We start from the raw sequence: 24,003 nt of genomic DNA on the forward strand, positions 1-24,003 counted from the left end.
GCATTCGACGACAACAACAGAGAACGCGTGCAAGCGGCAGACGACAGCCCAGCGCGGTGGTCACGTAGGTGACCTCCGTGAGCCTGTGGTCGGCACTTGTCATGCGGATCAAGCTAGCAACGCGGCCCCGTACCGGCAAGCCCGTCCCACCCCTGGTCACGGGCACCGACGACCGGTCGCACACGCGTCCACCGGCGAGAATAGGCCCGTGGCGCGACGCGGACAGGGGTTGCACTCACCCTGATCCGAACTCGTCCGGCGTCCGGTCGCTCGACCTGCGAACCGATGGAGAAGTGGACCGTGGTCGGCTTGGCCACTCGGGTCGAGCCTGTCGGTGCACCCCGGTAGATTGTGAGCATGACCACAACCAGCCCCGCGGCTGAGTCCAGCGCCGCGACCGACGCCGAGTTCCTCGAGGTCAGCGAGCCGTTCCGCCGCGAGATCATCGCGCACTGCTACCGGATGACGGGGTCCCACCACGACGCCGAGGATCTCGCCCAGGAGACCTTCCTCCGCGCATGGAAGGGCTACGGGAAGTTCGACCATCGGGCGTCCGTGCGCACGTGGTTGCACAAGATCGCGACCAACACGTGCCTGACCGCTCTGCAGAGCTTGCAACGCCGACCCCTTCCCTCCGGCCTCGGGGGCGACGCCTTCGACCCGACCGACGACCTGCTGCAGAACCACGAGGTGCCCTGGCTCGAGCCGTATGCCGGCACGGCCGACGACATCGCGCCCGGTGACGACGCGGACCCCGCGTACGTCGTCGGCGCCCGCGAGTCGGTACGGCTGGCGTTCATCGCGGCACTGCAGCATCTACCCGAACGGCAGCGCGCAGTCCTCATCCTCCGCGACGTGCTGCAGTGGCGCGCCGCCGAGGTCGCCGACACCATCGGTGTCACCACCGCCACCGTGAACAGTTTGCTGCAGCGGGCCCGCGAGCAGGTCAAGACCGCACGCCCGCAGCAGGATTCGGTCGGAGTCGATGCCGCGACGACACTCGACGACGCCGCGAAACGGGAGCTGCTGGCCCGCTACGTGTCGGCCTTCGAACGCTATGACGTCGACGCGATGGTGGAGCTCTTCACCGACAAGGCGATCTGGGAGATGCCGCCCTTCACCGGCTGGTACCAAGGCGCAGAGAACATCGGAACCCTCATCCGTCGCAACTGTCCGGCCGAGAAGGCGGGCGATCAAATCATGCTGCCCACGACAGCCAACGGGCAGCCGGCCTACGGGCTGTACATGCGCGAACCGGACGGCGTCCACCGACCGTTCCAGCTCCAGGTGCTCGAGATCGACCCGCAGACAGCCAAGGTCAGCCATGTCGTCGCCTTCTTCAGCGACGACATGGAGAGCGATTTCGCACGCTTCGGTCTCCCGGCGACCCCATACGACGCACCGGCACGCACGTCGCCGAGCCCCTGGCACTGAGACCGTCCGGTTCGCGCGGCGCCGATCAGTCGTCAGCGGTCTGCGGGATCTGCGAGGGGTCCATCCACACGATCTCCCAGGCATGACCGTCCGGGTCACAGAAACTGCGGCAGTACATGAAGCCCAGGTCCTCGGCTGCGCGGAGTTCCCGGCCGCCGCAACCGAGTGCCGCTTCGGCGAGCCGGTCGGCGTGTGCGCGGCTGTCAGCGGAAATGGCCAGCAACGACTCGCGGCCCTGCAGTGGGTCGGCGACTGCGGTGGCCGCGTAGCCGGCGAATCGTCGTCGCTGCATGAGCACGACCATCGCCGAGTCGTTGATCATCATGCACGCGCTCCCGGCATCGCAGAAGATCTCGTCGAAGTGGAAGCCGAGCGATCCGAAGAACCGACGAGACCGCGCGACGTCTACGACGGGCAGGTTGACGAACAGCATCGGCGTCACGGGCGCACTCCAGACATCTCGGGGTCGCTGATACTGACCGGCCCGACGCCTCGAACTCATCGAAGCCGACATAGGGTGCAGGAATGGGTGTGATCTATCTGGTTCGTCACGGTCAGGCGAACGCATTGGCGTACGGCATCGCCGACGCCACCGACGATCTGAGCAACGGACCCGGCGGTCTCACCACGGCCGGGGCCACACAGGCCGCGCTGTCCGGTGGATTCCTCGCCGGGCAGATCGGCACCTTCACCGCAGCCGCCAGTGGCGACCTCCCGCGCCAGCAACAGACGCTGAGCGGCGTGCTGGGGGCTTTCGACACCGATCAACCTCAGCCGCACGTCGACCCGGGGTGGAACGAGTACTCACTGCCCGCACTGGTCGGCGAGGCCACGCCGGAGATGTATCGCGACGGTCGCAGCTACCAGGAACAGCTCGACAAGGGGCTCGCGGCCTGGATAGCGGCCGGCGAGCACGACGCAGCTCCCGGCCTCGACGGCGGCCCCGCCGAGAGCTACCCCCAGTTCAAGGCGCGCGTCTCCGACGCGGCCGCCCGCGCCACCGAGCTCGCCGGGTCGGGTCAGACGGTGCTCGTGGTGTCCTCGGCCGGCACCATCACCCAGTGGATCGCCCAGTTGTGGGGCATCCCCGACGAGACCTGGCCGGCGATGGCCCGCACGATGGTCAACGCGTCGATCAGCAAACTGATCGTCGGCCGCAGCGGCGTCTCGGTGGTGTCGTTCAACGAGCACGGTCACCTCTCCGACCGCGACGGCGGGATCGCGACCTTCCGGTGACCCTTCGACGCTCGCTCCGCTCGCACCTCAGTATCCGCGGCCTGGCGGCCGTGGTGGATCACGAAAGAACACTCCGCAGCATCCACATCTCTGCTCCCTGAGGTGCGAGCGAAGCGAGCCACGAAGGGCTTCGCAACGTGTCTCACCAGGCCCTTCGTGGCTCGTCGCTAACGCTCCTCGCAACTCAGGGATCAGGGGTTTGAGGATCTTTCGGATTAGGGAGCAGGGGCAGGTCCGAGCCTAGGCCCGGTGCAGGTTCTCGCCAGGACGGGTGATGACGACATTCGGAAGAACCGCGTACCGCGACAACTGGGTGATCGAGTGGGCGATCACCGCGATGTCGTCGGCCGTGATCATCTCGTCGGCGGGAATGCGGTCTTTGAGCCAGTCGGTCATGTCGGTGTTGACGTAGCCCGGCGCGATCGTCGTCGCGCTGACACCGCTGCGTGACTCCTCGAGATTGAACGTCTCGCACAACGAGATGAGCGCCGCCTTGGTGGCACCGTAGGCGGACAGCTCCGGCTCCGGATAGACGCCGGTGATCGACGCCACGGCAATGACTTTCGCGGCCCCATGGGCCTCTGCGGTGGCGCGCAGGGCGGGCAGCGCGGACTGAAGGAGGATGTAGGGAGCGCGGACATTCACTTCATACAGCCGGTCGAATCGCTTCACCGGGAGGTCGGCGATCGCACCCTTGGAGCCCATCCCGGCGTTGACGATCAGCGCGTCGAACCGCCCGAATGCCTCCGCATGAGCCGTACCGAGCGCGCTGATGGCGTCGGCGTCGGTCATGTCGGCGGGGACGACCTCCACCCGCCCGGCGCCACGCTCGAGAAGCTCGGCCGCCTTTTTCTCCAACGCTTCTCGACCACGGGCACTGATGGTGAGGTCCCAGCCGTCGGCGGCGAACCGGTCGGCGATGGCCGCACCGATCCCCCTCGACGCCCCGGTCACCAGCGCAGAACGGTTGTTGCCCGATTCACTCATTGCCTACCCTCTGTGGATGCGCGCACCGCGCGACTGTGTTCTGTTGACGCCGTTGCTCGATCAGCTGATGTGGCGTAGGCCGTCGGCGATGAACGCCGCCGTCGCCTCGGCAGCCTTCTCCGCGCCGTCTCCCGAGGACGCCCCCGAGAGTGCGCGGTAGGTGATCCCCTCGGCGATCACGCCGAGCTTCAGGTTCGCCAACCCCAGGTAGAAGTCCCAGTCACCCAGGTCGACACCCGTTGCGGTCGAATACGTCTGAGCGATCTCGTCGACCGACGCATAACGGTCACTGGTCCAGGCCGCGGAGAAGCCGAGAACCTGGTCGAAGGCGCCGGTGCGGTAAACGCACATCAGCGCGACATCGGTGAGCGGATCTCCGAGGGTCGACATCTCCCAGTCGACGACCGCCGCGATCCGGGCCGGATCGTCGGCGTCGATGATCGTGTTGTCGACCCGGAAGTCACCGTGCACCACCGACTCTCGCGCCTGCTCCGGAACCCGCGCGGCGAGCGCGTCGACGAGACGCTCGACGTCGGGGAGTTCACGCGTCTTCACGTGCCCCCACTGCCGCGCCCACAGTTTCACCTGGCGGGCGGCGAAACCCGCGGGCCGACCGAACTCGCCGAGCCCGACCTCGCGATAGTCCACCGCGTGCAGGTCGGCCAACGTCTGCACCAAGGCATCGAGATTGCGGGCGACCTCGTCGTCTGAGTAGGCGTCGAGGTCTTCCGCGGTCCGGACGACGCGGCCGTCCACGAACTCCACCACGGTGCACGGCGCACCGATGACCGAGCCGTCGGCGTCGAAAGCGACGGTCCGCGCAACCGGGACCGACGTCGACTGCAGCGCACTGGTGACCGCCCATTCACGGCCCATGTCGTGAGCCGACGGCGTCAGTCCGCCGGTCGGCGGTCGGCGCGCCACCCATGTGGAGACGCCGTCGGTGACCGTGTAGGTGAGATTGGACTTGCCGCCGCTGATGAGGTCGATGGTCAGCTCACCTGCGGGCTCGACCCCGTTCTCGATCAGCAACCGGCGCAGGCGATCCTGGTCGAGCGCTGCATCCGTGGCGGTCATCGGGCACCCGCCGATGCCTTCGCCTCGAGCGCCTGCTGGGCCTTCTTCGCACGCCCGACGGCGCGACGGGCGATCGCCCACCGGTGGACCTCGGACGGGCCGTCGTAGATGCGGAACGGCCGGAGTTCCTGCGACAGGCGGGCCAGCGGGAGGTCGGCGGACACACCGAGCCCGCCACACATCTGGATGCTGCGATCGGCGATCCGCGAATACGCCTCGGCAGCAAAGGTCTTCGCGATCGAAGTCTCGTCCGACGCGTGGTTGCCCAGATCGAGCTCGTGGCAGGCCTTCAGCAGCAACGCGCGAGTCGCGGCGAGGTCGATCTCGTTGTCGGCGACGAGTTGTTGGATCATGCCCAGATCTCCGAGGCGGCCACCGAATCCCTCACGGCGCGAGACATAGTCGACGGCGACGTCCTGGCAGCGCTTCGCCGAGCCGAGCCAGCGCATCACGTGGGTCATCCGAGCCGGCCCGAGCCGGACCTGGGCGTAGCGATAACCCTCGTTCACCTCGCCGAGGATGTCCTCGTCGGGAACGAAGAGGTCGGTGAAGGTCACCTCGCAGTGACCGCCGATCATCGACCTGTCGATAGTGTTGATGTGGCGCCCGACGGTCAACCCGGGCGCATCGGCGGGCGCGAGGAACATGGTTGCGCCGCCGCGGTCACCGGGCGCGCCCGAGGTCCGCGCCATGATGATGAAGAAGCCCGCACCGTCGGCGCCGGTGATGAAGTGCTTGTCGCCGTTGATCTTCCAGCCGCCGTCCACACGGACGGCCTCCGTGCGCAGCGCGTTGGGATCCGAACCGGCGCCCGGAGCCGGTTCGGTCATCGCGAACGCCGAACGGACATCTCCAGCGGCCAGCGGGGCGAGGTACTTCTGCCGCTGATCCTCGCTCGCGATGTGCGCGAGCATGTGCACGTTGCCCTCGTCCGGCGCACCGATGTGCAGCGCGATCGGACCGAACGTCGAATACCCGGCCGCCTCGAACACCGGCGCGCGGTCACACATGTTGAGACCGAGTCCGCCGTACTCGACCGGGGCATGCGGGCCGAAGACCCCTGCCTTCTTGGCCTTGGCGTTCATCTCGCGACGGATGTCGTCACCACCGGCCGCCGTGATGTCACCGGCCGCCTCGTCTTCGATGGGCAGGACGTAGTCGCGGACGAAGGCCTCGGTCTTCGCGACGACGTCGAGCACGTCGTCGTCGTGCCGCAGGTCTATGGGCATGGTGACTCCTTAACGCATGAGCAGGGTGGGGATCCCCGAACACCGACCGATCGATCGCTCGGCGTTGCATACCTTGCCAGGCGATACCCGCCGGGTCAAGCGGCCCAGCAGACGGCGCCCTGCGCGACGGCCGTCAGGGTGTGCGATACCCGACCAGCGCGCGGGCCATCTGGAGATTGCGCGCGATGAGTTCGTCCGGACCCAGCAGACCGTCGAGCTTGAACCAGGTGGACACCCCGACGCACATGGTGGCCACGGCACGCGCCGCATCTTTCGGGTACTCGGTGGTGAACTCACCCGTTTCGACGCCGGCGAAGACGATCACGTCGACCATCCGCTGCTGGCGGTCCCGGTGTCCGATGTAGGTGGGCCGGTAGTTGTCGTCGAGGCTGCGGATCTCGGTGGAACCGACGAACGCCTGCTCGCGGCGATACATGTGGAACCGCAGAAGCGACTCGACAACGGCGTCGAACTGCCGGATCGGCTCGGGACCTGCCTCGACGATCGCGGCCTCCGACCGGGCCAGCAGGTCGGTCATTGTCCGTTCGAGAAGGCCCTGCAGCAACGACTGCTTCGACGGGTAGTGGTGATAGAGGCCCGGCACCGACAGATTGGCCCGCGCGGCGATCTCCCGGACCGAGGTCCCGTGGTAGCCCTGTTCGGCGAACGCCGCCAGCGCCGCGGCCAACGGGACCGGCAGTTCGGGCTCGCCGTAATCCCGCCAGCCGCCCAGTGGCCGCGTCGCCGGACGGATGTCTGCTTCGCCGGTTCCGCCACTCATGCCATCAAACATATCCCGACATGCGGACCTACTCCGCATCGCCGGTGCGACGCGAGAGGCTCTTCTCGAGCATCTCGGCGGGTGAGACGAGCAGCGCGATGCTCAGATCCACCACGTCGGCCTTGCCGAGTTCGACCTCACCCTCGAGCCACGCCGCGAGCAACCGGCTGAGTCCGCCGACCTGGTAGTGCGCAACGCCGACCGCTGCCGCCGGCCCGACGTGGACGTCGAGAATCGCCGACGTGCTCTGCAGGGTGAGGCCGGCGAACAGCGTCGTCGACTCCATCCGCTTGGCCGCGATCACCGGACTCAACAGCGCCTGCGAGAAGAGCAGCCTGCCTTTGCGGCGGTCCGCGTCGATGACGTCGACGATCGCCGACACCGCACCGGCGACCTTCGCACGCATGCTGGCCCCCTCGGAGAAGGCTGCCAGACTGGCTTGCGCGATCTCTTCGATGACCTCGTCGTACATGACGCCGACCAGCTGATCGACGGATTCGAAGCTCTCGTAGAAGTAGCGCGCCGTGAGGCCGGCCTGCCGACACACGCCGCGCACGGTCACCGCGCCCACGTCATCGGCGCCGAGCAGATCCAGTCCTGCATCGATGAGGGCTGATCGACGCCGCGCGACCCGGGTGTCGCCGCCCTCGCCGCCATAGGCCCGAAGCGTGCCGGCCGCGTCCGGCGCCGCACCGGAACGGCTGTCCGGGGTCGATGGTGCTCGTCCCATGATTCCTATCTTGACACCCCGGTAAGTTACGTGTGTCATACAACGGGAAACAGACGTTTCCAGAATTCGAGCAGGAGGGGTGTTCGATGGCAACGGAGCCTATCACCAGTGGAAGTTCGGCACTGTCAGCACAACCGGTGACGGATGTGACCGCCGAAGTGCAGGAGTTTCTCACCGCGGAGCGCCCCGACACCGAGTTCCTCCCCTCCTCCGCCCGTATGTCCCGCGCAGAGCTCGACGCGCTCCCCACCAGCGACCTCGACCCGCTCGGCATCGGCGTGATCGCCGGCGCCGCAAACGTGATCATGCAGCTCAGCCTCCCCGCAGTCGGTTACGGCGTGTACGAGAGCCGCGTCGACTCGGGAAACCTGTTCAAGCATCCGATGAAGCGCGGCCGCACCACGTTGAGCTACCTCTCCGTCGCCGGACTCGGTAGCGCCAAGGACAGAAAGGCCTACCGCAAGGCCATCGGCAAGGCCCACGCGCAGGTCCGTTCGACCGCCGACAGCCCGGTGAAGTACAACGCCTTCGATCCGAAGCTGCAGTTGTGGGTCGCCGCGTGTCTGTACCGAGGCACCGAGGACGTCCATCGCATCTTCGGCGGGGTCACCGAGGTGACCGACGAGCGCTACCAGGCCGGCGCCGTTCTGGGCACGACGCTGCAGGTCCCCCGCGAGATGTGGCCCGCCACCCGCGAGGACTTCGAGACCTACTGGAACGACACGGTCGAGACGCTCGAGATCGACGACACCATCCGCGAGTACCTGATGTCGATCGCGCGCGCCGAGTTCCTCGGCCCGGTGATCTCGCGGCTCTTCGGCTGGCATTTCGAGATCATGGCCATCGGCTTCCTGCCGGAGAACTTCCGCCGCAAGATGCGCGTCCAGCTCTCGCCGTGGCAGGAGCTGTACTTCGACAAGCACAACGCGGTCCTGCGCGCGATCATCACGCGGGCCCCGAAGTGGGTGCGCGCATTCCCGTTCAACGTCCTGCTCGCCGACGTCCGCTGGCGCATGCGCACCGGGCGGCCCCTGGTCTGACCCTTCGAGGCTCGTCGCTCCGCTCCTCGCACCTCAGGGAGCAGGAGTTATTGGCTTCTTTCGATTAGGGAGCAGTGGGTCGCTTCTCTCGGATCAGACGGCCTACAGCCGACGCAGCGCGTCGCGGTCGAGGTCGGCGACGTCGGTGTGCCCGGACAGTCCGAGGGTGAGGTCGAGTTCGGCGACGATGTCGGCGACCGCGTCGCGGGCACCGTCGGCTCCCGCGAGCGCCAGGCCGTACATGTGCGGTCGTCCGATGCAGGCGGCGTCGGCCCCGAGGGCGAGCGCCTTGAACACGTCGGAACCGGTGTAGATCCCGGAGTCGACGAGGACCTTGATGCGACCGTCGACGACCGGCGCGATGGCGTCGAGGGCGTCGATCGTGCTGATCGCGCCGTCGACCTGCCGACCGCCGTGGTTGGAGACGATGATGCCGTCCACCCCGGCGTCCACGGCACGACGCGCATCGTCGGGGTGCAGCACGCCCTTCAGCACGATCGGAAGAGCGGTGCGGGCGCGCAGGCCGGCAAGATCGTCCCAGTTCAGCGACGGTCGCGAGTAGATGTCGAGGAAGGTCTGCACTGCGGCACGCGGTTGCGGCGACCGCAGGTTCTGCAGGAACCGGCCCGGGGCGTTGCGGGTGATGGAGAAGAGGGTGGCGATCGCGCCGAGGGAGATCTCCGGACGTTCGTCAGCAGCAGCACGTAGCCGTTCGGCGACGATGTCGACGAACCTGCGGTCGGACGTGTACTGGGCGATGCCCTCACCCTGCGCGAACGGCAGCGAACCCAGGTTCAGGTCCTGCGGCCGCCACCCGAGCATCGTCGTGTCCAGGGTGACGACGACGGCCTCGGCGCGGATGGCCGCCGCGCGCTCCAGGAGGCTGTCGACGAGGTCGTCGTCGGTGGACCAGTACAGCTGGAACCAGCGCGGCGCCCCGGCGCTCGTGTCGTCCATCGCGGCCGCGACGTCCTCCATCGAGACGCTCGCCTGATTCGACAAGATGTAGGGGACACCGAGTTCCGCGGCCGCACGCCCGATGAGGGCGTCGGCGTCGGGCGCGGCGAGCGAACCGGCGCCGACCGGCGCGAACAGCACCGGCGCCGGGATGCGGCGACCGAACAATTCGACCTCGAGGTTGCGCTGCGAGACATCCCGCAGGATGCGCGGCACGATCGCCCAGCGGTCGAGTGCCGCGCGGTTGGCGGCCATGGTGCGGCCCTCACCGGCGCCACCGCCGATGTACGCCCACGCACGCGCCGACATCGCACGTCTCGCACGTCGCTCGAGCTCGGCGAAATCCGTTGGTACACGCGGCTTTCGCCGGTGCACCCCGGCGGTGTAGATCTCGTTCTGCCGTGCGCGCCCGTAACCTGCGGTCATGGGTGGAGATGGTAACGCCGGCGACCGGTGACCGGCCGTCAACGGCGGATCGTGCCGCTCAGCGTGTGGCGACGGCGGTGGCGCCCGCCGCGGCGACGGTAACGGCCGCGACCGACGGCCACGCGCCGATCTTCTTCGCCAGCGGGTGCGAGCCGCCGAACGCCGCCAGGTAACCGGCCAGCAGACCGCCCGCGACCGCGGGGCCCTTCGTCGACGCCCACCGGCGAGTGCACCAGGCGCCGGCTGCGCCGAGCACCACACCACCGAGTTCGCGTCGCCCGCTGTAGCGCGCGACCGCGAAACCACCGACGAGACCGACTGCCACCACGGGCACCGTTGCATCCACAGCCATGGGTCTCACGCTACCGGTACCGCGGCCGTCACCCATCCGCTCGCGATCGCGGCTCCGAAGACGGGGTAACCGACCGCTCCCCCCGGACTTTCGAAGGGCTCCGTCATGACACCGACCGCCGAGATGACCGACTCGTCGGCGCCGCCTGCACAGTCGGCATCCCCGGCTCCCGATCTGCACCCGATCAGCGCCTCGACGACGGATCTCGAACTCGTCGAAGAGGTGCTGGCAGCGCACTTTCGCCGCCACGCCACCACCTTGCAGCAGGTCGGCGGGGAATTGACGCCGGCGATCGACGTCCTCTCGGCGCGGATCGGCGGAGGTAAACGCCTGCGCGCGTCGTTCTGCCTCTGGGGCGCCCGAGGCGCCGCCGGGGGCCGGAGCGTCGCGGGCATCGTCGAGATGGCGGCCGCCATCGAACTGTTCCATCTCGCCGCCCTCGTGCACGACGACGTGATGGACGACAGCGACGTCCGGCGCGGCCTGCCCACCGTGCATCGGCACTTCGCCGACGATCATCTGCGCGCGCGACGCCGTGGGGACGCCGAGCGCCATGGCACCGCCGTCGCGATCCTCGTCGGCGACATGTGCCTGTCCTGGTCCGACGACCTCGCCGCTGCCGCGGTGGACGACGTGTCCGCGGACACCCGACGCGCGGTCCGCGACACCTGGTCGCTGATGCGCGACGAGGCCTACGCGGGCCAGTACCTGGACATGCTGAGTCAGACCGAGGACACCACCGACGCCGATCGCACGGCTCGCGTACTGCGCTACAAGAGTGCGCGGTACACGATCGGTCAGCCGCTGCGGCTGGGCGGCACGCTCGCGGGTGCCCCGTCGGCGCTCCTCGAGGCATACGATCGGATCGGCATCACCGCCGGCGAGGCCTTCCAGCTCCGCGACGACATCCTGGGCGTCTTCGGCGACGAGAAGGTCACCGGCAAACCCGCCATCGACGACCTACGGGAAGGCAAGCGCACGATGCTCATCGCGGCGGCCGAGGAATCGGCGGGACGGATGGAGCGCCGCGTGCTCGCCGACGGTCTCGGCAATCCGGACCTCGACGCCGACGGTGCCGCGCGGATGCGTGAGGTCCTGTACTCCACCGGCGCCGTCGAACGAGTGGAACAGCGTATCGCCGACCTGCACGCGGAAGCGCTCGGCATCGTCGACGCCGCTCCGATGGACCCGGCGAGCCGGCACGCACTGACCGCCCTCATCGAACGTTGCGTGTGGCGGCGCGCATGACCGCTCCCGCCGGGCCGACGGTCGAACTCCGCGTCTGGGGTGTCGACCGTGTGCTACCGGCGCTCGGCCGGATGTCGTCGGGTCGACGGGCGCTGCGCCGTACCCCCGGTCTGCGTTTCGCCAAACTGCTGGGCACCGGCACCGCACGCACTTTCACCCTCGAGAGCGCCGACCTGAGACACTGGGCCGCGCTGACGGTATGGCACGACGCCGACGCTGCTTCGGCCGCAAGCGATTCCGTCGTGTTCCGCCGATGGCGGGAGTCCAGCACGGAGGAACTCCGGATCACCATGCGACCACTCCGGTCGAAGGGCCGATGGTCGCGCGTCGACCCGTTCGAGACGGTGCGATCGTCGACCGACCACGACGCGTCCGGACCGGATTGGACGGGCCCGGTCGCCGCGTTGACCCGGGCACGCCTCCGGCCCACGAAGATGGCATCGTTCTGGCGTGCCGTCCCGCCGGTGGCAACGGAACTCGCCGGGGCACAGGGCAATCGATTGGCCCTCGGCGTCGGCGAGCTCCCGCTCGGGGTGCAGGGCACGTTCTCGATCTGGGATTCGGCGCAGGACCTCACCGGCTTCGCCTACCGCTCCCCCGCACATCTGTCGGCGGTTCGGCGGACCGCACCGTCGCGCTGGTATGCCGAGGAACTGTTCGCCCGCTTGGCCGTCACCGAGGTCGTCGGCACGTATGAGGGGAGACCGGCGTGAGTCTCCTGGACGGCTCCACTTCGCACCGATCGGACCAATCGTCGCGATCGCGACGAACCGACGGCACCGCGCCCTGGAACCGCGGCCTGGTCACCCTGGCGTGGATCCTGCTGGCCGCGACGATCGGCGTCCAGATCGCGTTTCCGCTGACCGGTGGCGGCACCCTGCCGCTGACCGTCGCGAGCGTGCTGCTCCTGGCGTCGGCCTCGCTCGTCCACGTTGCCGCAACCCGCGGCGCCGCCGCCGCGGTCGCCCTCGCGGTGGTGGCCGGCGGTGGCGGACTGATCGCCGAATCCGTCGGTGTGAGCACCGGGTTCCCGTTCGGCACATACGAGTACACCGACGGGCTCGGACTGAAGATCCTCGGCGTGCCGGTCCTGGTCCCGCTGGCCTGGATCATGATGTCGTGGCCCGCGCTGGCCGTGACCCGACGACTCGTCCGTGCGATGGGCATCGCCGGACGGTGGGTTCGGCCCGCCACCGCCGTCCTCGGTGCGTATGCACTCACGGCGTGGGATGTGTTCCTCGACCCGCAGATGGTCGACCAGGGCAACTGGGTGTGGCGGCACCCGACGCCGTCGCTGCCCGGGGTCGCCGACATCCCGCTGACGAATTTCGCGGGCTGGCTGCTGGTGTCGTTTCTCATCGTCGGCATGCTCGACCTCCTCATCCGCCGCGACGATCCCGACGCGACCGGATCTTCCGGGATGGACGCCGTGCCCATCACCGCGTACCTGTGGACCTACTTCTCCTCGGTGATGGCGCACGCGGTGTTCTTCGGCCGGCCGTCCGTCGCCCTCACCGGCGGTCTCCTCATGGGTGTCATCGCCATCCCGCTGCTCGTCGTCGAGATCAGGGGTCGCCGTGCGGGTGTCTGACCTGCTGCGGCCGCTGGTCGCGACGGGAACCGCTATGTCGCTGGCGTCGCTGGCCCTGACCCTCGACAACGCCCGCCGGGTCCGCCGGCCCGATCTCACCGACATCCCGGCGCCGGAACCACTGTCGGTTCTCATCCCGATGCGCGACGAGGCGCACAACGCCGAACGCTGCCTACTGGCCGTCCTCGAGGCGGCGGATCGCTGGCCAGGACCGGCCCGGATCCACGTGCTCGACGACGGCTCGGCGGATGGAACCGACGCCGTGCTCGCCCGCCTGGCCTCGATGGACGACCGGGTTCGTGTCCACCCCGGCTCGGCGCCCCTCCCGGGTGGCTCGGAAAGACCTGGGCCTGCGCCCAACTCGCGGAGAAGGCGTTCCCCGGCGGGGTCCACGTCTTCCTCGACGCCGACGTCGTGGTCGAGCCCCACGCGTTCACCTCATCGTTCGCCTTGCTCCGCAACGCCGGACTCGATCTGGTGAGCCCGTACCCCCGGCAGGTCGCGGTCGGCGCGGGCGAGCGACTGGTGCAACCGCTGCTGCAGTGGTCCTGGCTGAGCACCCTGCCCCTCGGTCTAGCCGAGCGCTCACCGCGCGAATCCCTCACCGCCGCAAACGGTCAGTTCCTGGTGGTCGATGCCGCGACGTACCGTCGTGCCGGCGGTCACGAGGCAGTGCACGACGTGGTCCTCGAGGACATCGCCCTGTTGCGCGCCATCAAGGCGGCCGGCGGTCGCGGCGTCGTGGCCGAGGGAAGCGACGTCGCCACCTGCCGTATGTACCGCGGCTGGGACGAGGTCCGCGCGGGCTACCGCAAGTCGCTGTGGTCGGCCTTCGGGTCGCCGGGCGGGACGCTGGGCGTCACCGGGCTGCTGTGCCTGATGTACGTACTCCCCGCGGCAGCAGCACTGTTCGGCTCCCGGACGGGTCTCGTCGGATACCTCGCCGGGGTGGCCTCACGGGTGGTGTCCGCCCGATGCACCGGCGGACGCGGATGGCCGGACACCTTCGCCCATCCGCTCTCCATCCTCGTCTTCACCGGTCTCGCAGTCGATTCGACGCTGGCCCGACAGCGCGGCGACCTGCAATGGAAGGGACGCCCCATCGAGGTCCGTCGATGACACGGGTCCTGGTGATCGGCGCGGGCGTCGGCGGACTCTCCGTCGCGATGCGCCTCGCCGCGACCGGCCACGACGTCACCGTTCTCGAGCAATTCGACGAAGTCGGCGGCAAACTCGGGGTCATCGAGCACGACGGGTTCATCTTCGACACCGGGCCGTCGCTCGTCACGATGCCGCACGTCTTCGAAGAACTCTTCGACGCCACGGGCGCGTCGATCCACGACCATCTGACCCTCGAACGGCTCCCCGTCGCCGCGCGCTACCGCTTCCCGGACGGCACCGAACTGGACATGCCCGGAACGCTCGACGACATCCCCGCTGCCCTCGACGTCGCACTGGGGCATGGGCGAGGCGCTCAGTGGTCATCGTTTCTGGAACGCGCACAACGTGTCTGGGACGTCACGCACGAACCCTTCCTGGAATCGCCGATGAGCATCCGCACGATGATCGGCGGGATCGCCACGCCGACGGATGTGCGGACCGTCGCGCCATGGAGAACGCTGCGCGGACTCGGCGAGGATTACCTCGACGACCCGCGCCTGCGGATGCTGCTGGACCGCTACGCGACCTACACCGGTTCCGACCCGCGCCGCGCGCCGGCGGCGCTCGCGTCCGTGCCGTGGTCCGAGCAGGCGTTCGGATCATGGTATGTACGAGGCGGATTGGGCCGCATCGCCACCGCGATGCACGACCGTCTCATCGAACTCGGCGGGCGGGTCGAACTCGGTGTCGAGGTCGACCGGATCTCGGTGGACCACACCGGTCGGGCCGATGGCGTGGTGCTGTCCGACGGAAGCCGGCGCCGGGCCGATCTGGTCGTCGCGAACGCCGACGCCCGGCAGGTCTACGACCGTCTCGTACCGCGTCGCGCCGCGCGTCGGCCCGCGGCGCTGCTGCGACGGACGACGCCTTCGCTGTCCGGATTCGTGCTCCTCCTCGCCCTCGACGATCCGCCCGCTGCGCCGCACCACCAGGTGCTGTTCGCCGAGGACTACGACGAGGAGTTCGACGCGGTCTTCGGATTCCGCGGCCCACCGCGTCCGGTCGCGCGACCGACCGTGTACATCTCGGCTCCCGCCGATCCCGAGATCGTGCCCGCCCCGGGAACCGGGGCGTGGTTCGTGCTGGTGAACGCACCCCGCCACGACCCCGAGCACGGCGTCGACTGGGACGCCAACGGGCTGGCGAACTCCTACGCCGACCGGATCCTCGACGTGATGGCCGACCGTGGGCTCGATGTGACCGGACGGGTCCGCCACCGCCTCATCGTCTCGCCCGCCGACCTCGAGCGCCGGACCAGGACGCCGGGTGGCTCGATCTACGGATCGTCGTCGAACGGACCCCGCTCGGCGTTCCTCCGGCCGTCGAACACCTCACCGGTACCGGGCCTCTACCTCGTCGGCGGGTCCTCGCATCCCGGCGGCGGTCTGCCGCTCGTGGTCACGTCGGCGAAGATCGTCGCCGATCTCATCGGGCCCGCCGAGCACCTCTGACCACGTCGTTCACTAAGGCGAGGCTACTCGCACCCTGGTTCGGGCTCTATTAGCTTCGCAGGCATGACGATCGACGACGCGGAGTGGCATCTCGATTCAGTGCTGGATCGCAGCCTGGATCGCTCGGCGGCGGCAGTGCACATCGGCGTGTTCCTCGCCTGGGCATCACGCCGCGGATTGCTGGATTCCCGACACTCCGGGGTCGCCACCGATCTCGAACTGCGGGCAGGCACGCCAGCACAGTTCGCTCACCAGCATTTCGTTGCACAGTTCGCGACGTGGGATCTGACCACCGAAGGCCAACGCTTCGCCCAGGCCGGTTATCGCGCCTACCTGAGCGGAATGAGTGGTGTCCCGGCACTGGCCGAGCACGAGGATTCTTACCTCATCCCGGACAGCTGGGACTCCTACGACGCCATCGCGCCCTGGCTTGACCAGCTCTACGGCGAGTGGCGGGCGTCAATCGAGTAGGCGCAGAACCGTGTCACGCCCGATCGCGGTAGGTATATGCGTGCCCGCCCAGCGACGCCGTCACGACCGCCACCGGAACACGGGAGGCCTGCAGGTTCCGGCGCTCTTCGGGGGTCAGGTGCGGACGAGACCACGTCCATCGCGGGCCGCGCCACCATGCATTCGTCCGTGCCTTCTCCATGTCACCGGTACCTTTCGCGCCGCTCGCTGTGAGCCCTGTCACGCGACCGTACCCGGATGATCTGCGTTCCAAACCTTCCGGCGCAGGTCAGCGTGTCGCGACCGGCATCGGCCCCACCGACCGGTCGCCGCGGAGCTTCTTCCGGATGAGTTCGGCGCTGATGAGGCACATCGGCAGGCCGATGCCGGGACGGGTGCTCGACCCGGCGTAGTAGAGCCCGTCGACCTTGCGTGACCGGTTCGTCGAGCGCAGGAACGCGCTCTGCCGCAGCGTGTGCGCCGGGCCGAGGGCTCCGCCGCACCACGAGTTGACCGAGTCGACGAAGTCCGCGGGGCCGATGGTGCGGCGGACGACGACACGATCGGCGAGGTCGGGAACACCTGCCCACTGTCCGATCATCGCAATGGCCCGGTCGGTCACCTTCTCGATGTCGGGGTCGCCGCCGCCGTCCACGCCGCCGCGGCCGAGACCCGGGTCGGGCGGGACGGGCACCAGGATGAAGAGGTTCTCCGAGTCCGACGGCGCGACCGACGGGTCGGTGGCCGACGGCTTGCACACATAGAGCGACGCCGGGTCCGGTACGCGCGTGGGACTCTCGAAGATGGCGTCGAAGTTGGTCTTCCAGTCCTCGGTGAAGAACAGGGAGTGATGCGCCAACTCGGGAATCTCACCGCGTACGCCGAGGAGTGCGAGCACCGCCCCCGGGCCGGAGGTGGCGCGGTCCCAGTACCGTTCGGGGAAGGTCTGGAGTTCCCGGGGCAGCAACCGAGTCTCGAGATGGTGCAGATCGGTGGCACCGATCACGATGTCCGCGACCAGTTCTCGCGGTGTGCCGTCGGCTCCTTCGACGCGGACGCCGGCCACCTCGGCGCGACGACGCGACGGCGTGGACCGTTTCCCCGCGCGTTCCCGCGTGAGGATGGCGGTCGCGGCCGTGCCGGTGGAGATGCGTACGCCCCGTTCCCGCGCAACCCGCTCCAGCGCGTCGACCAGGGTGGTGAAGCCGCCGTTGGGGTACCGCACACCGTCGGCGAGGTCGAGCCAGCTCATCAGGTGATACATCGCAGGGGTGCGCTCGGGCGAGGAACCGAGGAACACCGCCGGATACCCGAGGACCTGGCGGAGCCGGCGGTCGGTGAAGCGGGCCGCGATGTAGGACTGCAGCGACGTCGTCAGCAGTGTGACAAGCGTTTTCGCGTGCCGTAACACCGGCAGGCCGAGGAAGGCACGGGGCGAGTCGAAGCTGGTGTACAGAAACCGTTCCACGGCAAGGTCATACGCCTGCCTGCCGGTGCGCAGATAGTCGTCGAGTGCGGCTCCCGCGCCAGGCTCGATCTCGTCGAAGAGCGCGCGGTTGCGGTCTTGGTCGCCGAACACGTCGATCGGCTTCTCATCGGACCCGTTGTCGTCGAAGAACACTCGGTAACCGGGGTCGAGGCGGACGAGATCGAGCTGCTCGGCGGTCGACGTCCCGAGCATCTCGAAGAAATGGTCGAACACCTCCGGCATCAACCACCACGACGGACCGGTGTCGAAGCGGAACCCGTCGCGATCCCAGGTACCGGCCCGACCACCGAGGTCGTCGTTCTTCTCCACGAGTTCGACGTCGTGCCCGTCGTGGGCGAGGAGGGCGGCGGTTGCCAGTCCGGCGACTCCACCACCGATGACGACGACGCGTCGGGACTCGCTCATACGTTGCTCTTCCTTCTGTTCAAACCGGAGGCGTCGGCACGTGCGGGTCGCGGCATGCCGCGCCGGGCAACGGCGGACGCGGCGATCTTCGCCTTGCCGGCGTTCGGGACGCGGACGCGGGTACGGCGGGCCTCGGTGGCCGACGACTCGCGAAGGCGGGCGGTCAGCTCGGCGAACAGGTCGTGCGCGGTGCACACCGCGACGCGGCTGCTCGCCGGCAGGTGCGGGATGGCGGCCGCAGCGGCGGTCAGGTCGAGGTCGATGTCGTCCAGCCAGAGCGACCAGGCGGAGTCCGCCGGATCGTCGGGATCGAGGCCGACCAGGTAGCGCCGCCCCAGCCCGTCGCTGTCCTCGCCGAAGTCGCGGAGGAAGTTGATCTTCTGGAAGGCCGCGCCCAGCCGTTGGGCGCCGGGTGCGAGGTGGTCGTACCGGGCGGCGGATTTCGGCTCGTCGGCGAGGAACGCCCGCAGGCACATCAGACCGACCACCTCGGCCGAGCCATAGATGTAGGTGGCCAGCGACTCGAAGTCGTGCTGGACCTGAGACAGATCGCTGCGCATCGAGTCGAAGAACGGGCCGACCAGATCGAGATCGATACCGACCCGGCGGGCGGTCTGCGCGAAGGCGTGGACGACGAGGTTGCTGCTCGACCCGGTGACGAGCGCGACGCTGGTCTGCTCTTCGAGCTGGTCGAGTTCATTGCTGCGGTCGACGAGCCCCTGCTCCGGGCGCGGGGCGTCGACGATCTCGTCGGCCACCCGCACGAGCGCGTAGATGTTCTGGACATCGCGCCGAATCCGCGGCGTGAGCAGACGCGATGCGAGTCCGAACGAGCTCGAGTACGACCTGATCACCATCGCCGCACAGGCTTCCGCGACCTCGTCATATCGCCGGTGAGGTGGGATCACTTGAGTGTGACCGGGAATGTGCATCATCCGACCGCTCCTCGCCCTGGTGACTGAACGCCAATTGCCTGACGTCATGAATTCGACGCCCGGGACATCACCGGATGGGTGTCGTAGACCGAACCGGGGTCGTCGGACGGCAGCTGCCGCACCTGCTCGACGAACCACGGACTGACCGCCCACGGGGTGTTCGCGACGAGCGACCACACGTCGTCGACGTCGGCCCAGGCGTGCTCGGCGACCTCATCGGGATCCGGTCGAAGTGTTCCCAGCGGACGTGCGACGAACACCGGGCAGATCTCGTTCTCCACGATGCCGCTCGCGTCGACCGCCCGGTACCGGAAGTCCGGCAGGATGCAGCGGACATCGGCAACCTCGATACCGAGCTCGCGCCGGGCATACCGATGCACGGCGTCGACGACATCCTCGCCGGGGCGCGGATGACCGCAGAACGAGTTGGTCCACACCCCGGGCCAGCTGCGCTTGGACAGCGCCCGGCGCGTCATGAGGATGCGGCCCTCTTCGACGAGATGGCAGGAAAACGCGAAGTGCAACGGCGTGTCCGGTCCGTGCACCCCCTCGCGGTCGGCGGTGCCGCACGGGCGGCCATCGGCGTCGGCGAGAACCACCGAGTCGTTCGTCATCGAGATTTCCTCATCGCATCGGGATCGGGCGAGCTGCTCCTTGCACCATTGTTCGTCACCGGAGCGCGATCCGGATGGGAGCCGCCCGCGACGAGAAGTCATCCGAGCCGTCGGGTCTGCCTCCGCACCGCGATCCCCAACTGAACCGTCCCGATCAACGCCAAGCCCGCCCCGATTGCCGCGATGAACAGGGCCAGGCCGGACGCGACGGCTGAACTCAGTCCCGCGCACCACCACGAACCCGCACTCACAGTTGCGACGACCGCCAGTATCACCCGCGACGGCCGCTCCCACACGGTGACCGTCCCCGGCCCCTTCATGCCCACCGCCTGGGCCGTGGCGCGGGTGATCTCGAGGATGAGGGTGAGCACCGCGATCGTCGCGCCGAGCCATGGCGGTGCACCCACGACCACCACGATGCCGACGAGCATCACGTCCGAGAACCGGTCCGCCACCGAGTCGTTGATACGCCCCCACCGCGAGGCCGTTCCGGTCTGGGCCGCGATCGCACCATCGATCCCGTCGAGGAGCGCCGCCAGGACGATGACGAGTGCGGCGAGCAGCGGCCACCAGTCGCCGAGAATGGTCAGGCACAGCGCGATCGCGGTGGCCATGACTCCGAGAGCAGTCACGGTGTTCGGCGTGAGGCCCAGTCCGGCCAACGGTCGCGCACAGGCGTGGCTGACGAGCACCCAGTTCCGGACCCAGAAACTCGCGCGCGGATCGAGCCCTCCGTGGAGCTTCGACCACGAGTCGAGTGCCTCGTCCCGGGCGCTCGTCGTCCGCTCCGCACCCGACGCCGCCGTGAGGCTCCGGCCCGCTCGCTCAGGCTCCGCGGACACGTCCCCTCCTCTGCTTCTCGATCGCCTGCCCGAACGCCCATCCGATGATGACGATGACGTGAGCGACGTACAGCCACAAACCGACCGCCACCACCCCGCCGATCACCCGGAGACCGCCGTACGGGATCCCGACATCGATCGGCAGGGACAGGAACAGCAGGAAGCCCTGGGTGAATCCGGCGATGAACGACGCGGTGCCGAGAGCGCTGGCCGCCGCCACCCCCAACGACGGCTCACCGGGCGTCACCTTCCAGTACACCCAGGTCAGGGCCACCGTGACCAGCATCCACACGACGATGAACTCGACCACGATCCGGACCGCGAGGTCGCCGAAACCACCGGTTCCGCCTCCCTCGGGAGCAAACGTCGTGAGTGTGCCCGCGACGCCGACGACCACATACGCCAGTGGCGGCACGACGACCACCAATCCCAGCACCCAGATCCGAGACCGCCATCCCGTGAACCGGTCCTCGCGCGGATACAACGTCATACACGCGCGGCGAAGACCCTCGCCGTAGAACGACGCCGGGAACAGCAACACCAGTGCGCCCATCAGCGTCAGTCCGGTACCGACCGCGACGGCCTCGTCGAACACGCCACGGCCGCCCATGGCCGGTGGGATGAGGACGCGCAGCTCCGCCAGGGACTCCTCGGCGGACGGGCCGCGGAGCCAGGTCGTCGACCAGATCCCCAGCAGCGCCCACGGCACGACGGCGATCGCCGCGAAGTAGGTGAGGGTGGCAGCAGCCGCGGCAAGGTCGCCGCGGCCCAGTACATGGCGCACATCGGTCACCAACGCACGCACGTCGAACGTCGTCGTCTGCTCGCGGATCGTGGTGTCGCGAGTCACCGTCGGGGCCGATCGGCGCGGTGTCACCCCTCCGGGATACCCGAAACACCCCACTCGCGCCGCAGCAGTGTCCGATCTGAGTCCTCGGTGACTCCAGCGTGATCACCTTGTCGCATCCACCGCGGTCCTGCACCTGTCCGGCTGCGGGGGGATCCCGGGTGACGACACCGGTCACCGACGAGCGCCCCGCACATGCTCGGAATGCGTGTCAGATCGACGCGAACAGCGCGATCGCCATCCCCAGCATGATGACCGCGACCACCGCGTCGAGCATCTTCCACGCCCGCGGACTCGCGAAGAACCCGGACAGTCTCCGAGCACCGCCGCCGAGCGCGGTGAACCACAGGACACTCGCGATGCAGGCACCGAAGGCGAACGCCCACTTGCCGTTTCCGTGACCGTTGGCGATGGCACCCATGGTGATGACCGTGTCGAGGTAGACGTGCGGGTTGAGCCAGGTCAGAGCCAGGGCCGTACCCACCGCCACCCAGCGGCCGGTGGACTCGGCCCCGCTCTCGTCGGTGGCGGCTGCGATGGCCTCGTCACTGCGCACACAGCGTCTGGCGGCCATGACGCCCAACGCCCCGACATACAGTCCGCCGGCCGCCTTCGCGAACGTCACCACCTCCGGATGCGCGGCGACGAGCGCGCCGAGGCCGGCAACCCCTGCCACGATGAGAACGACGTCGGAGAGCGCGCAGACCGCGACGATCTGACCGGTGTGCCTGCGGGCGACGCCCTGACGCAGCACGAAGACGTTCTGGGGTCCGATGGCGATGATCAGACCGGCGCCGGTGAGGAGCCCGGCAAGTGTCGGTACGAGGTAGGCGATCACCGGGACGACGCTAGGGCGACACGCCCCGGTCAGTACAGCGAAACTTTTACACGAATGAACAGTTGAACTTCAGATTGGGGACATTTCGTCGCCCAGTCCGATGCCACGTAGAACCGCGCACAAGGCCTCGATGTAGTCGGTGACATCAAGGTCACCGACCAGGCCCTGCTGAACGACCACCCCCTGCATCGCCGAGACCATCACCTGCGCGAGCACCGCAGGCTCCGCGGGCAATTCGTGGCCCGCGGCCCGCCAGGCCGTCAGCACGCGTTCGAAGACCCCCCGCAGTCCACGGATGATGTCGCGCACGGTCTCGCGCAGCTCCGGGTTGTTGGCGGCCTCACCCCATACCGTCAGGACCATCCGGAAGCCGTCGGTCATCGGCGCGATCTCCAGCAGGACCCGTTCGGCCAGTGCGCGTACAACCGCCTCAGGCGACGGGGGTTGCTCTACCGGGTCGTCGAAGCTGCTGATCCCCGACTCGTAGGCGGCGAAGATCGACCGCGCCACGGCGGCGATCAGTTCCTCTTTCGACGAGTAGTACGAGTAGACGGCACCCGCACTGAGCCCGGATTCCCGGATCACGTCAGACATCGACGTGAGGTGGAACCCCTTGTCGACGAAGCATCGGCGAGCGGCGGCGAGGATCTGCCGACTTCGTTCGAGCTTGCGTTCGTCGCTGATCTTGGGCATGCCGACAGTCTAAAACGAATATTCGTTCTTGATTCCTCGCGGCCCTCCGCGCATACTCAGAAAAACGAAGATTCGTTCTTTTTAGGAGTGGTCATGAGCACTGAACTGCACTCGACAGATTCGCGCGATCGGGCGCCCGTTGCGACCGCGGAGGCCGACGGTGCGCCCCCGACCGGGCGTGCACCCAGTTGGCGCCTCGTGGCGGTGATGGCGCTGCTGATCCCGACGTTCGTGATCGCGATCGCCGCGATGTTCGTGTCACTGGCCGTCGATCCCGAGCCGCATCAAGCCCCACTGGGTCTCGTCGCACCACCGCCCGCGGCACAGGCGATCGAGACGGCGCTCGCCGACCGGGCCGGTGAAGACGCCTTCGCCGTCGAACGATTCGCCGACACCGAGGACGCGCGTGCCGCCATCGAACGGCGCGACCTGGTCGGCGCGATCGCGGTCGGGCCCGGCGGGGTCACGGTGCTGACCGCGGAGGCGGGTTCGCCGGTGCTGGCGCAGGTCGTCGCCGGGGTCGGGAACGGCATCGCCACCGCCCAGCGTGTACCGGTCGCCGTCGAATCCGTGGTCCCCACTCCCGAGACAGATGCCCGCGGAACGGGTTTCGCCGCCGGACTGTTGCCGTTGCTGATCGCCGGCATGGCGCTCGGCGGGGCGGCCGCGATCGGGTTGCGCGGCCGAGCCGCCATGCAGGCGACGCTGGCGGTCCTGGGGCCGCTCGTGGCCGGGTTCGGTTTCGCGGCGACGTGGTCATGGTTGGGCGTCATCGACGGCGGTATCGGCCCCGTCGGACTCGCCGCAGCCCTGATGATCGGAGCGATCACCTGGTTCACGGTTGGTGCGGGCAGCCTGCTCGGCCCCGCCGGGGTCGGGGTGTCCGCACTGGTGATGGTGCTGATCTCCAACCCGCTGTCGGGGCTGGCATCGTCGCCGTACCTGTTGCCCGCGCCGTGGGGAACGATCGGCCAGTGGTTGCCGCCCGGCGCCGGCGGCACGCTGCTCCGTTCGGTCGCGTATTTCCCGGCGGCGAGCATCACCGGACAGGTCGCCGTTCTCCTCGGCTGGATTGCCGTCGGCGCCGCGCTCCTCACACTCGGCATGGTGCGCGGACGGCGGGCCGACTCCGCGGGCGACACCGTCCCCGCCTGATCCGGCCGGCGGTGGTGTGTCTCGGCGGTCCGGCG

At 68.7% G+C, this 24,003-nt stretch carries 24 protein-coding genes and 1 pseudogene; 10 read left to right on the forward strand and 15 right to left on the reverse strand.

Features of this window, described 5'->3' with window-relative positions:
- The first annotated feature begins 357 nt into the window (after positions 1-357).
- A complete protein-coding gene (locus M4D77_RS01695) occupies positions 358-1,434 on the forward strand; it encodes a sigma-70 family RNA polymerase sigma factor (RefSeq protein ID WP_259935372.1) in 1,077 nt (358 codons plus the stop codon).
- A 25-nt stretch (positions 1,435-1,459) separates the two neighbouring features.
- Here M4D77_RS01695 and M4D77_RS01700 read toward each other — a convergent pair whose 3' ends face one another.
- A complete protein-coding gene (locus tag M4D77_RS01700) occupies positions 1,460-1,876 on the reverse strand; it encodes a VOC family protein (RefSeq protein ID WP_078113281.1) in 417 nt (138 codons plus the stop codon).
- An 83-nt stretch (positions 1,877-1,959) separates the two neighbouring features.
- Between M4D77_RS01700 and M4D77_RS01705 the strand changes: the two genes are divergently transcribed.
- Positions 1,960-2,670, forward strand: coding sequence for a histidine phosphatase family protein (locus M4D77_RS01705; RefSeq protein WP_068971415.1), 711 nt, complete (start codon positions 1,960-1,962; stop codon positions 2,668-2,670).
- A gap of 240 nt (positions 2,671-2,910) precedes the next feature.
- Here the strand turns inward: M4D77_RS01705 and M4D77_RS01710 are convergent, their stop codons facing one another.
- The 5 genes from M4D77_RS01710 to M4D77_RS01730 all read right to left on the reverse strand — a co-directional run bounded on the left by M4D77_RS01710 (position 2,911) and on the right by M4D77_RS01730 (position 7,474).
- Positions 2,911-3,657 (reverse strand): SDR family oxidoreductase, encoded by a 747-nt coding sequence (locus M4D77_RS01710; protein WP_226511800.1) that lies wholly within the window; start codon positions 3,655-3,657, stop codon positions 2,911-2,913.
- Positions 3,658-3,717: 60 nt separating this feature from the next.
- Positions 3,718-4,734 (reverse strand): phosphotransferase family protein, encoded by a 1,017-nt coding sequence (locus M4D77_RS01715; RefSeq protein WP_259935373.1) that lies wholly within the window; start codon positions 4,732-4,734, stop codon positions 3,718-3,720.
- The gene (locus M4D77_RS01720) at positions 4,731-5,963 is read right to left on the reverse strand and encodes an acyl-CoA dehydrogenase family protein (protein WP_259935374.1); all 1,233 of its coding nucleotides are present in this window, start codon (positions 5,961-5,963) and stop codon (positions 4,731-4,733) included. Before M4D77_RS01720 ends, M4D77_RS01715 begins: the two co-directional genes overlap by 4 nt.
- 133 nt (positions 5,964-6,096) lie before the next feature.
- On the reverse strand, positions 6,097-6,744 hold the full coding sequence (locus M4D77_RS01725) for a TetR/AcrR family transcriptional regulator (protein ID WP_171011686.1): 648 nt from the start codon (positions 6,742-6,744) through the stop codon (positions 6,097-6,099).
- 28 nt (positions 6,745-6,772) lie between these two features.
- Positions 6,773-7,474 (reverse strand): TetR/AcrR family transcriptional regulator, encoded by a 702-nt coding sequence (locus M4D77_RS01730; protein ID WP_065630296.1) that lies wholly within the window; start codon positions 7,472-7,474, stop codon positions 6,773-6,775.
- Between the two features lie 86 nt (positions 7,475-7,560).
- Here M4D77_RS01730 and M4D77_RS01735 point away from each other — a divergent pair, with 86 nt between their 5' ends.
- Complete coding sequence (locus M4D77_RS01735; RefSeq protein ID WP_259935375.1) at positions 7,561-8,514, forward strand: oxygenase MpaB family protein; 954 nt, start codon at positions 7,561-7,563, stop codon at positions 8,512-8,514.
- A gap of 102 nt (positions 8,515-8,616) precedes the next feature.
- Here the strand turns inward: M4D77_RS01735 and M4D77_RS01740 are convergent, their stop codons facing one another.
- Positions 8,617-9,897 (reverse strand): alpha-hydroxy-acid oxidizing protein, encoded by a 1,281-nt coding sequence (locus tag M4D77_RS01740; protein WP_259935376.1) that lies wholly within the window; start codon positions 9,895-9,897, stop codon positions 8,617-8,619.
- Positions 9,898-9,955: 58 nt separating this feature from the next.
- Entirely contained in the window at positions 9,956-10,249 is a 294-nt protein-coding gene (locus M4D77_RS01745) for a hypothetical protein (protein WP_171011687.1), read from the reverse strand.
- Between the two features lie 105 nt (positions 10,250-10,354).
- Between M4D77_RS01745 and M4D77_RS01750 the strand changes: the two genes are divergently transcribed.
- The 6 genes and pseudogenes from M4D77_RS01750 (at position 10,355) to M4D77_RS01775 (ending at position 16,171) form a co-directional block, all read left to right on the forward strand.
- Positions 10,355-11,497 (forward strand): polyprenyl synthetase family protein, encoded by a 1,143-nt coding sequence (locus tag M4D77_RS01750; RefSeq protein WP_259935377.1) that lies wholly within the window; start codon positions 10,355-10,357, stop codon positions 11,495-11,497.
- Entirely contained in the window at positions 11,494-12,210 is a 717-nt protein-coding gene (locus M4D77_RS01755; RefSeq protein ID WP_259935378.1) for a monooxygenase, read from the forward strand. Before M4D77_RS01750 ends, M4D77_RS01755 begins: the two co-directional genes overlap by 4 nt.
- The gene (locus M4D77_RS01760; protein ID WP_259935379.1) at positions 12,207-13,088 is read left to right on the forward strand and encodes a carotenoid biosynthesis protein; all 882 of its coding nucleotides are present in this window, start codon (positions 12,207-12,209) and stop codon (positions 13,086-13,088) included. The genes M4D77_RS01755 and M4D77_RS01760 overlap by 4 nt, the downstream gene beginning before the upstream one ends.
- Positions 13,075-14,207 (forward strand): annotated as a pseudogene (locus M4D77_RS01765) (glycosyltransferase). The gene M4D77_RS01760 and the pseudogene M4D77_RS01765 overlap by 14 nt, the downstream one beginning before the upstream one ends.
- Positions 14,204-15,700, forward strand: coding sequence for an NAD(P)/FAD-dependent oxidoreductase (locus M4D77_RS01770; RefSeq protein WP_259935380.1), 1,497 nt, complete (start codon positions 14,204-14,206; stop codon positions 15,698-15,700). Before M4D77_RS01765 ends, M4D77_RS01770 begins: the two are co-directional and overlap by 4 nt.
- Before the next feature lie 63 nt (positions 15,701-15,763).
- Positions 15,764-16,171, forward strand: coding sequence for a hypothetical protein (locus M4D77_RS01775; protein ID WP_259935381.1), 408 nt, complete (start codon positions 15,764-15,766; stop codon positions 16,169-16,171).
- Positions 16,172-16,439: 268 nt separating this feature from the next.
- Here M4D77_RS01775 and crtI read toward each other — a convergent pair whose 3' ends face one another.
- The 7 genes from crtI to M4D77_RS01810 all read right to left on the reverse strand — a co-directional run bounded on the left by crtI (position 16,440) and on the right by M4D77_RS01810 (position 22,813).
- Complete coding sequence (gene crtI, locus M4D77_RS01780) at positions 16,440-18,044, reverse strand: phytoene desaturase family protein (RefSeq protein ID WP_259935382.1); 1,605 nt, start codon at positions 18,042-18,044, stop codon at positions 16,440-16,442.
- Positions 18,041-18,979 carry a squalene/phytoene synthase family protein gene (locus M4D77_RS01785; protein ID WP_259935383.1) on the reverse strand — a complete coding sequence of 313 codons (939 nt, stop codon included), beginning with the start codon at positions 18,977-18,979 and terminating at the stop codon, positions 18,041-18,043. The genes crtI and M4D77_RS01785 overlap by 4 nt, the downstream gene beginning before the upstream one ends.
- Before the next feature lie 44 nt (positions 18,980-19,023).
- Positions 19,024-19,593, reverse strand: coding sequence for an isopentenyl-diphosphate Delta-isomerase (gene idi / locus M4D77_RS01790; RefSeq protein ID WP_259935384.1), 570 nt, complete (start codon positions 19,591-19,593; stop codon positions 19,024-19,026).
- A 98-nt stretch (positions 19,594-19,691) separates the two neighbouring features.
- Positions 19,692-20,435: a CDP-alcohol phosphatidyltransferase family protein gene (locus M4D77_RS01795; protein ID WP_259935385.1), complete on the reverse strand. Its 744-nt coding sequence runs from the start codon at positions 20,433-20,435 to the stop codon at positions 19,692-19,694.
- Entirely contained in the window at positions 20,419-21,285 is an 867-nt protein-coding gene (locus M4D77_RS01800) for a YhjD/YihY/BrkB family envelope integrity protein (protein ID WP_068970294.1), read from the reverse strand. The genes M4D77_RS01795 and M4D77_RS01800 overlap by 17 nt, the downstream gene beginning before the upstream one ends.
- Positions 21,286-21,493: 208 nt before the next feature.
- The gene (locus M4D77_RS01805; protein WP_065630284.1) at positions 21,494-22,120 is read right to left on the reverse strand and encodes a LysE/ArgO family amino acid transporter; all 627 of its coding nucleotides are present in this window, start codon (positions 22,118-22,120) and stop codon (positions 21,494-21,496) included.
- Positions 22,121-22,189: 69 nt separating this feature from the next.
- Positions 22,190-22,813 (reverse strand): TetR/AcrR family transcriptional regulator, encoded by a 624-nt coding sequence (locus M4D77_RS01810; protein WP_259935386.1) that lies wholly within the window; start codon positions 22,811-22,813, stop codon positions 22,190-22,192.
- Positions 22,814-22,906: 93 nt separating this feature from the next.
- Between M4D77_RS01810 and M4D77_RS01815 the strand changes: the two genes are divergently transcribed.
- Positions 22,907-23,968 (forward strand): ABC transporter permease, encoded by a 1,062-nt coding sequence (locus tag M4D77_RS01815; protein ID WP_065630431.1) that lies wholly within the window; start codon positions 22,907-22,909, stop codon positions 23,966-23,968.
- Positions 23,969-24,003 lie beyond the last annotated feature (35 nt).

The organism is Gordonia sp. p3-SID1431 (assembly GCF_025143765.1).
GTDB lineage: Bacteria > Actinomycetota > Actinomycetes > Mycobacteriales > Mycobacteriaceae > Gordonia > Gordonia hongkongensis.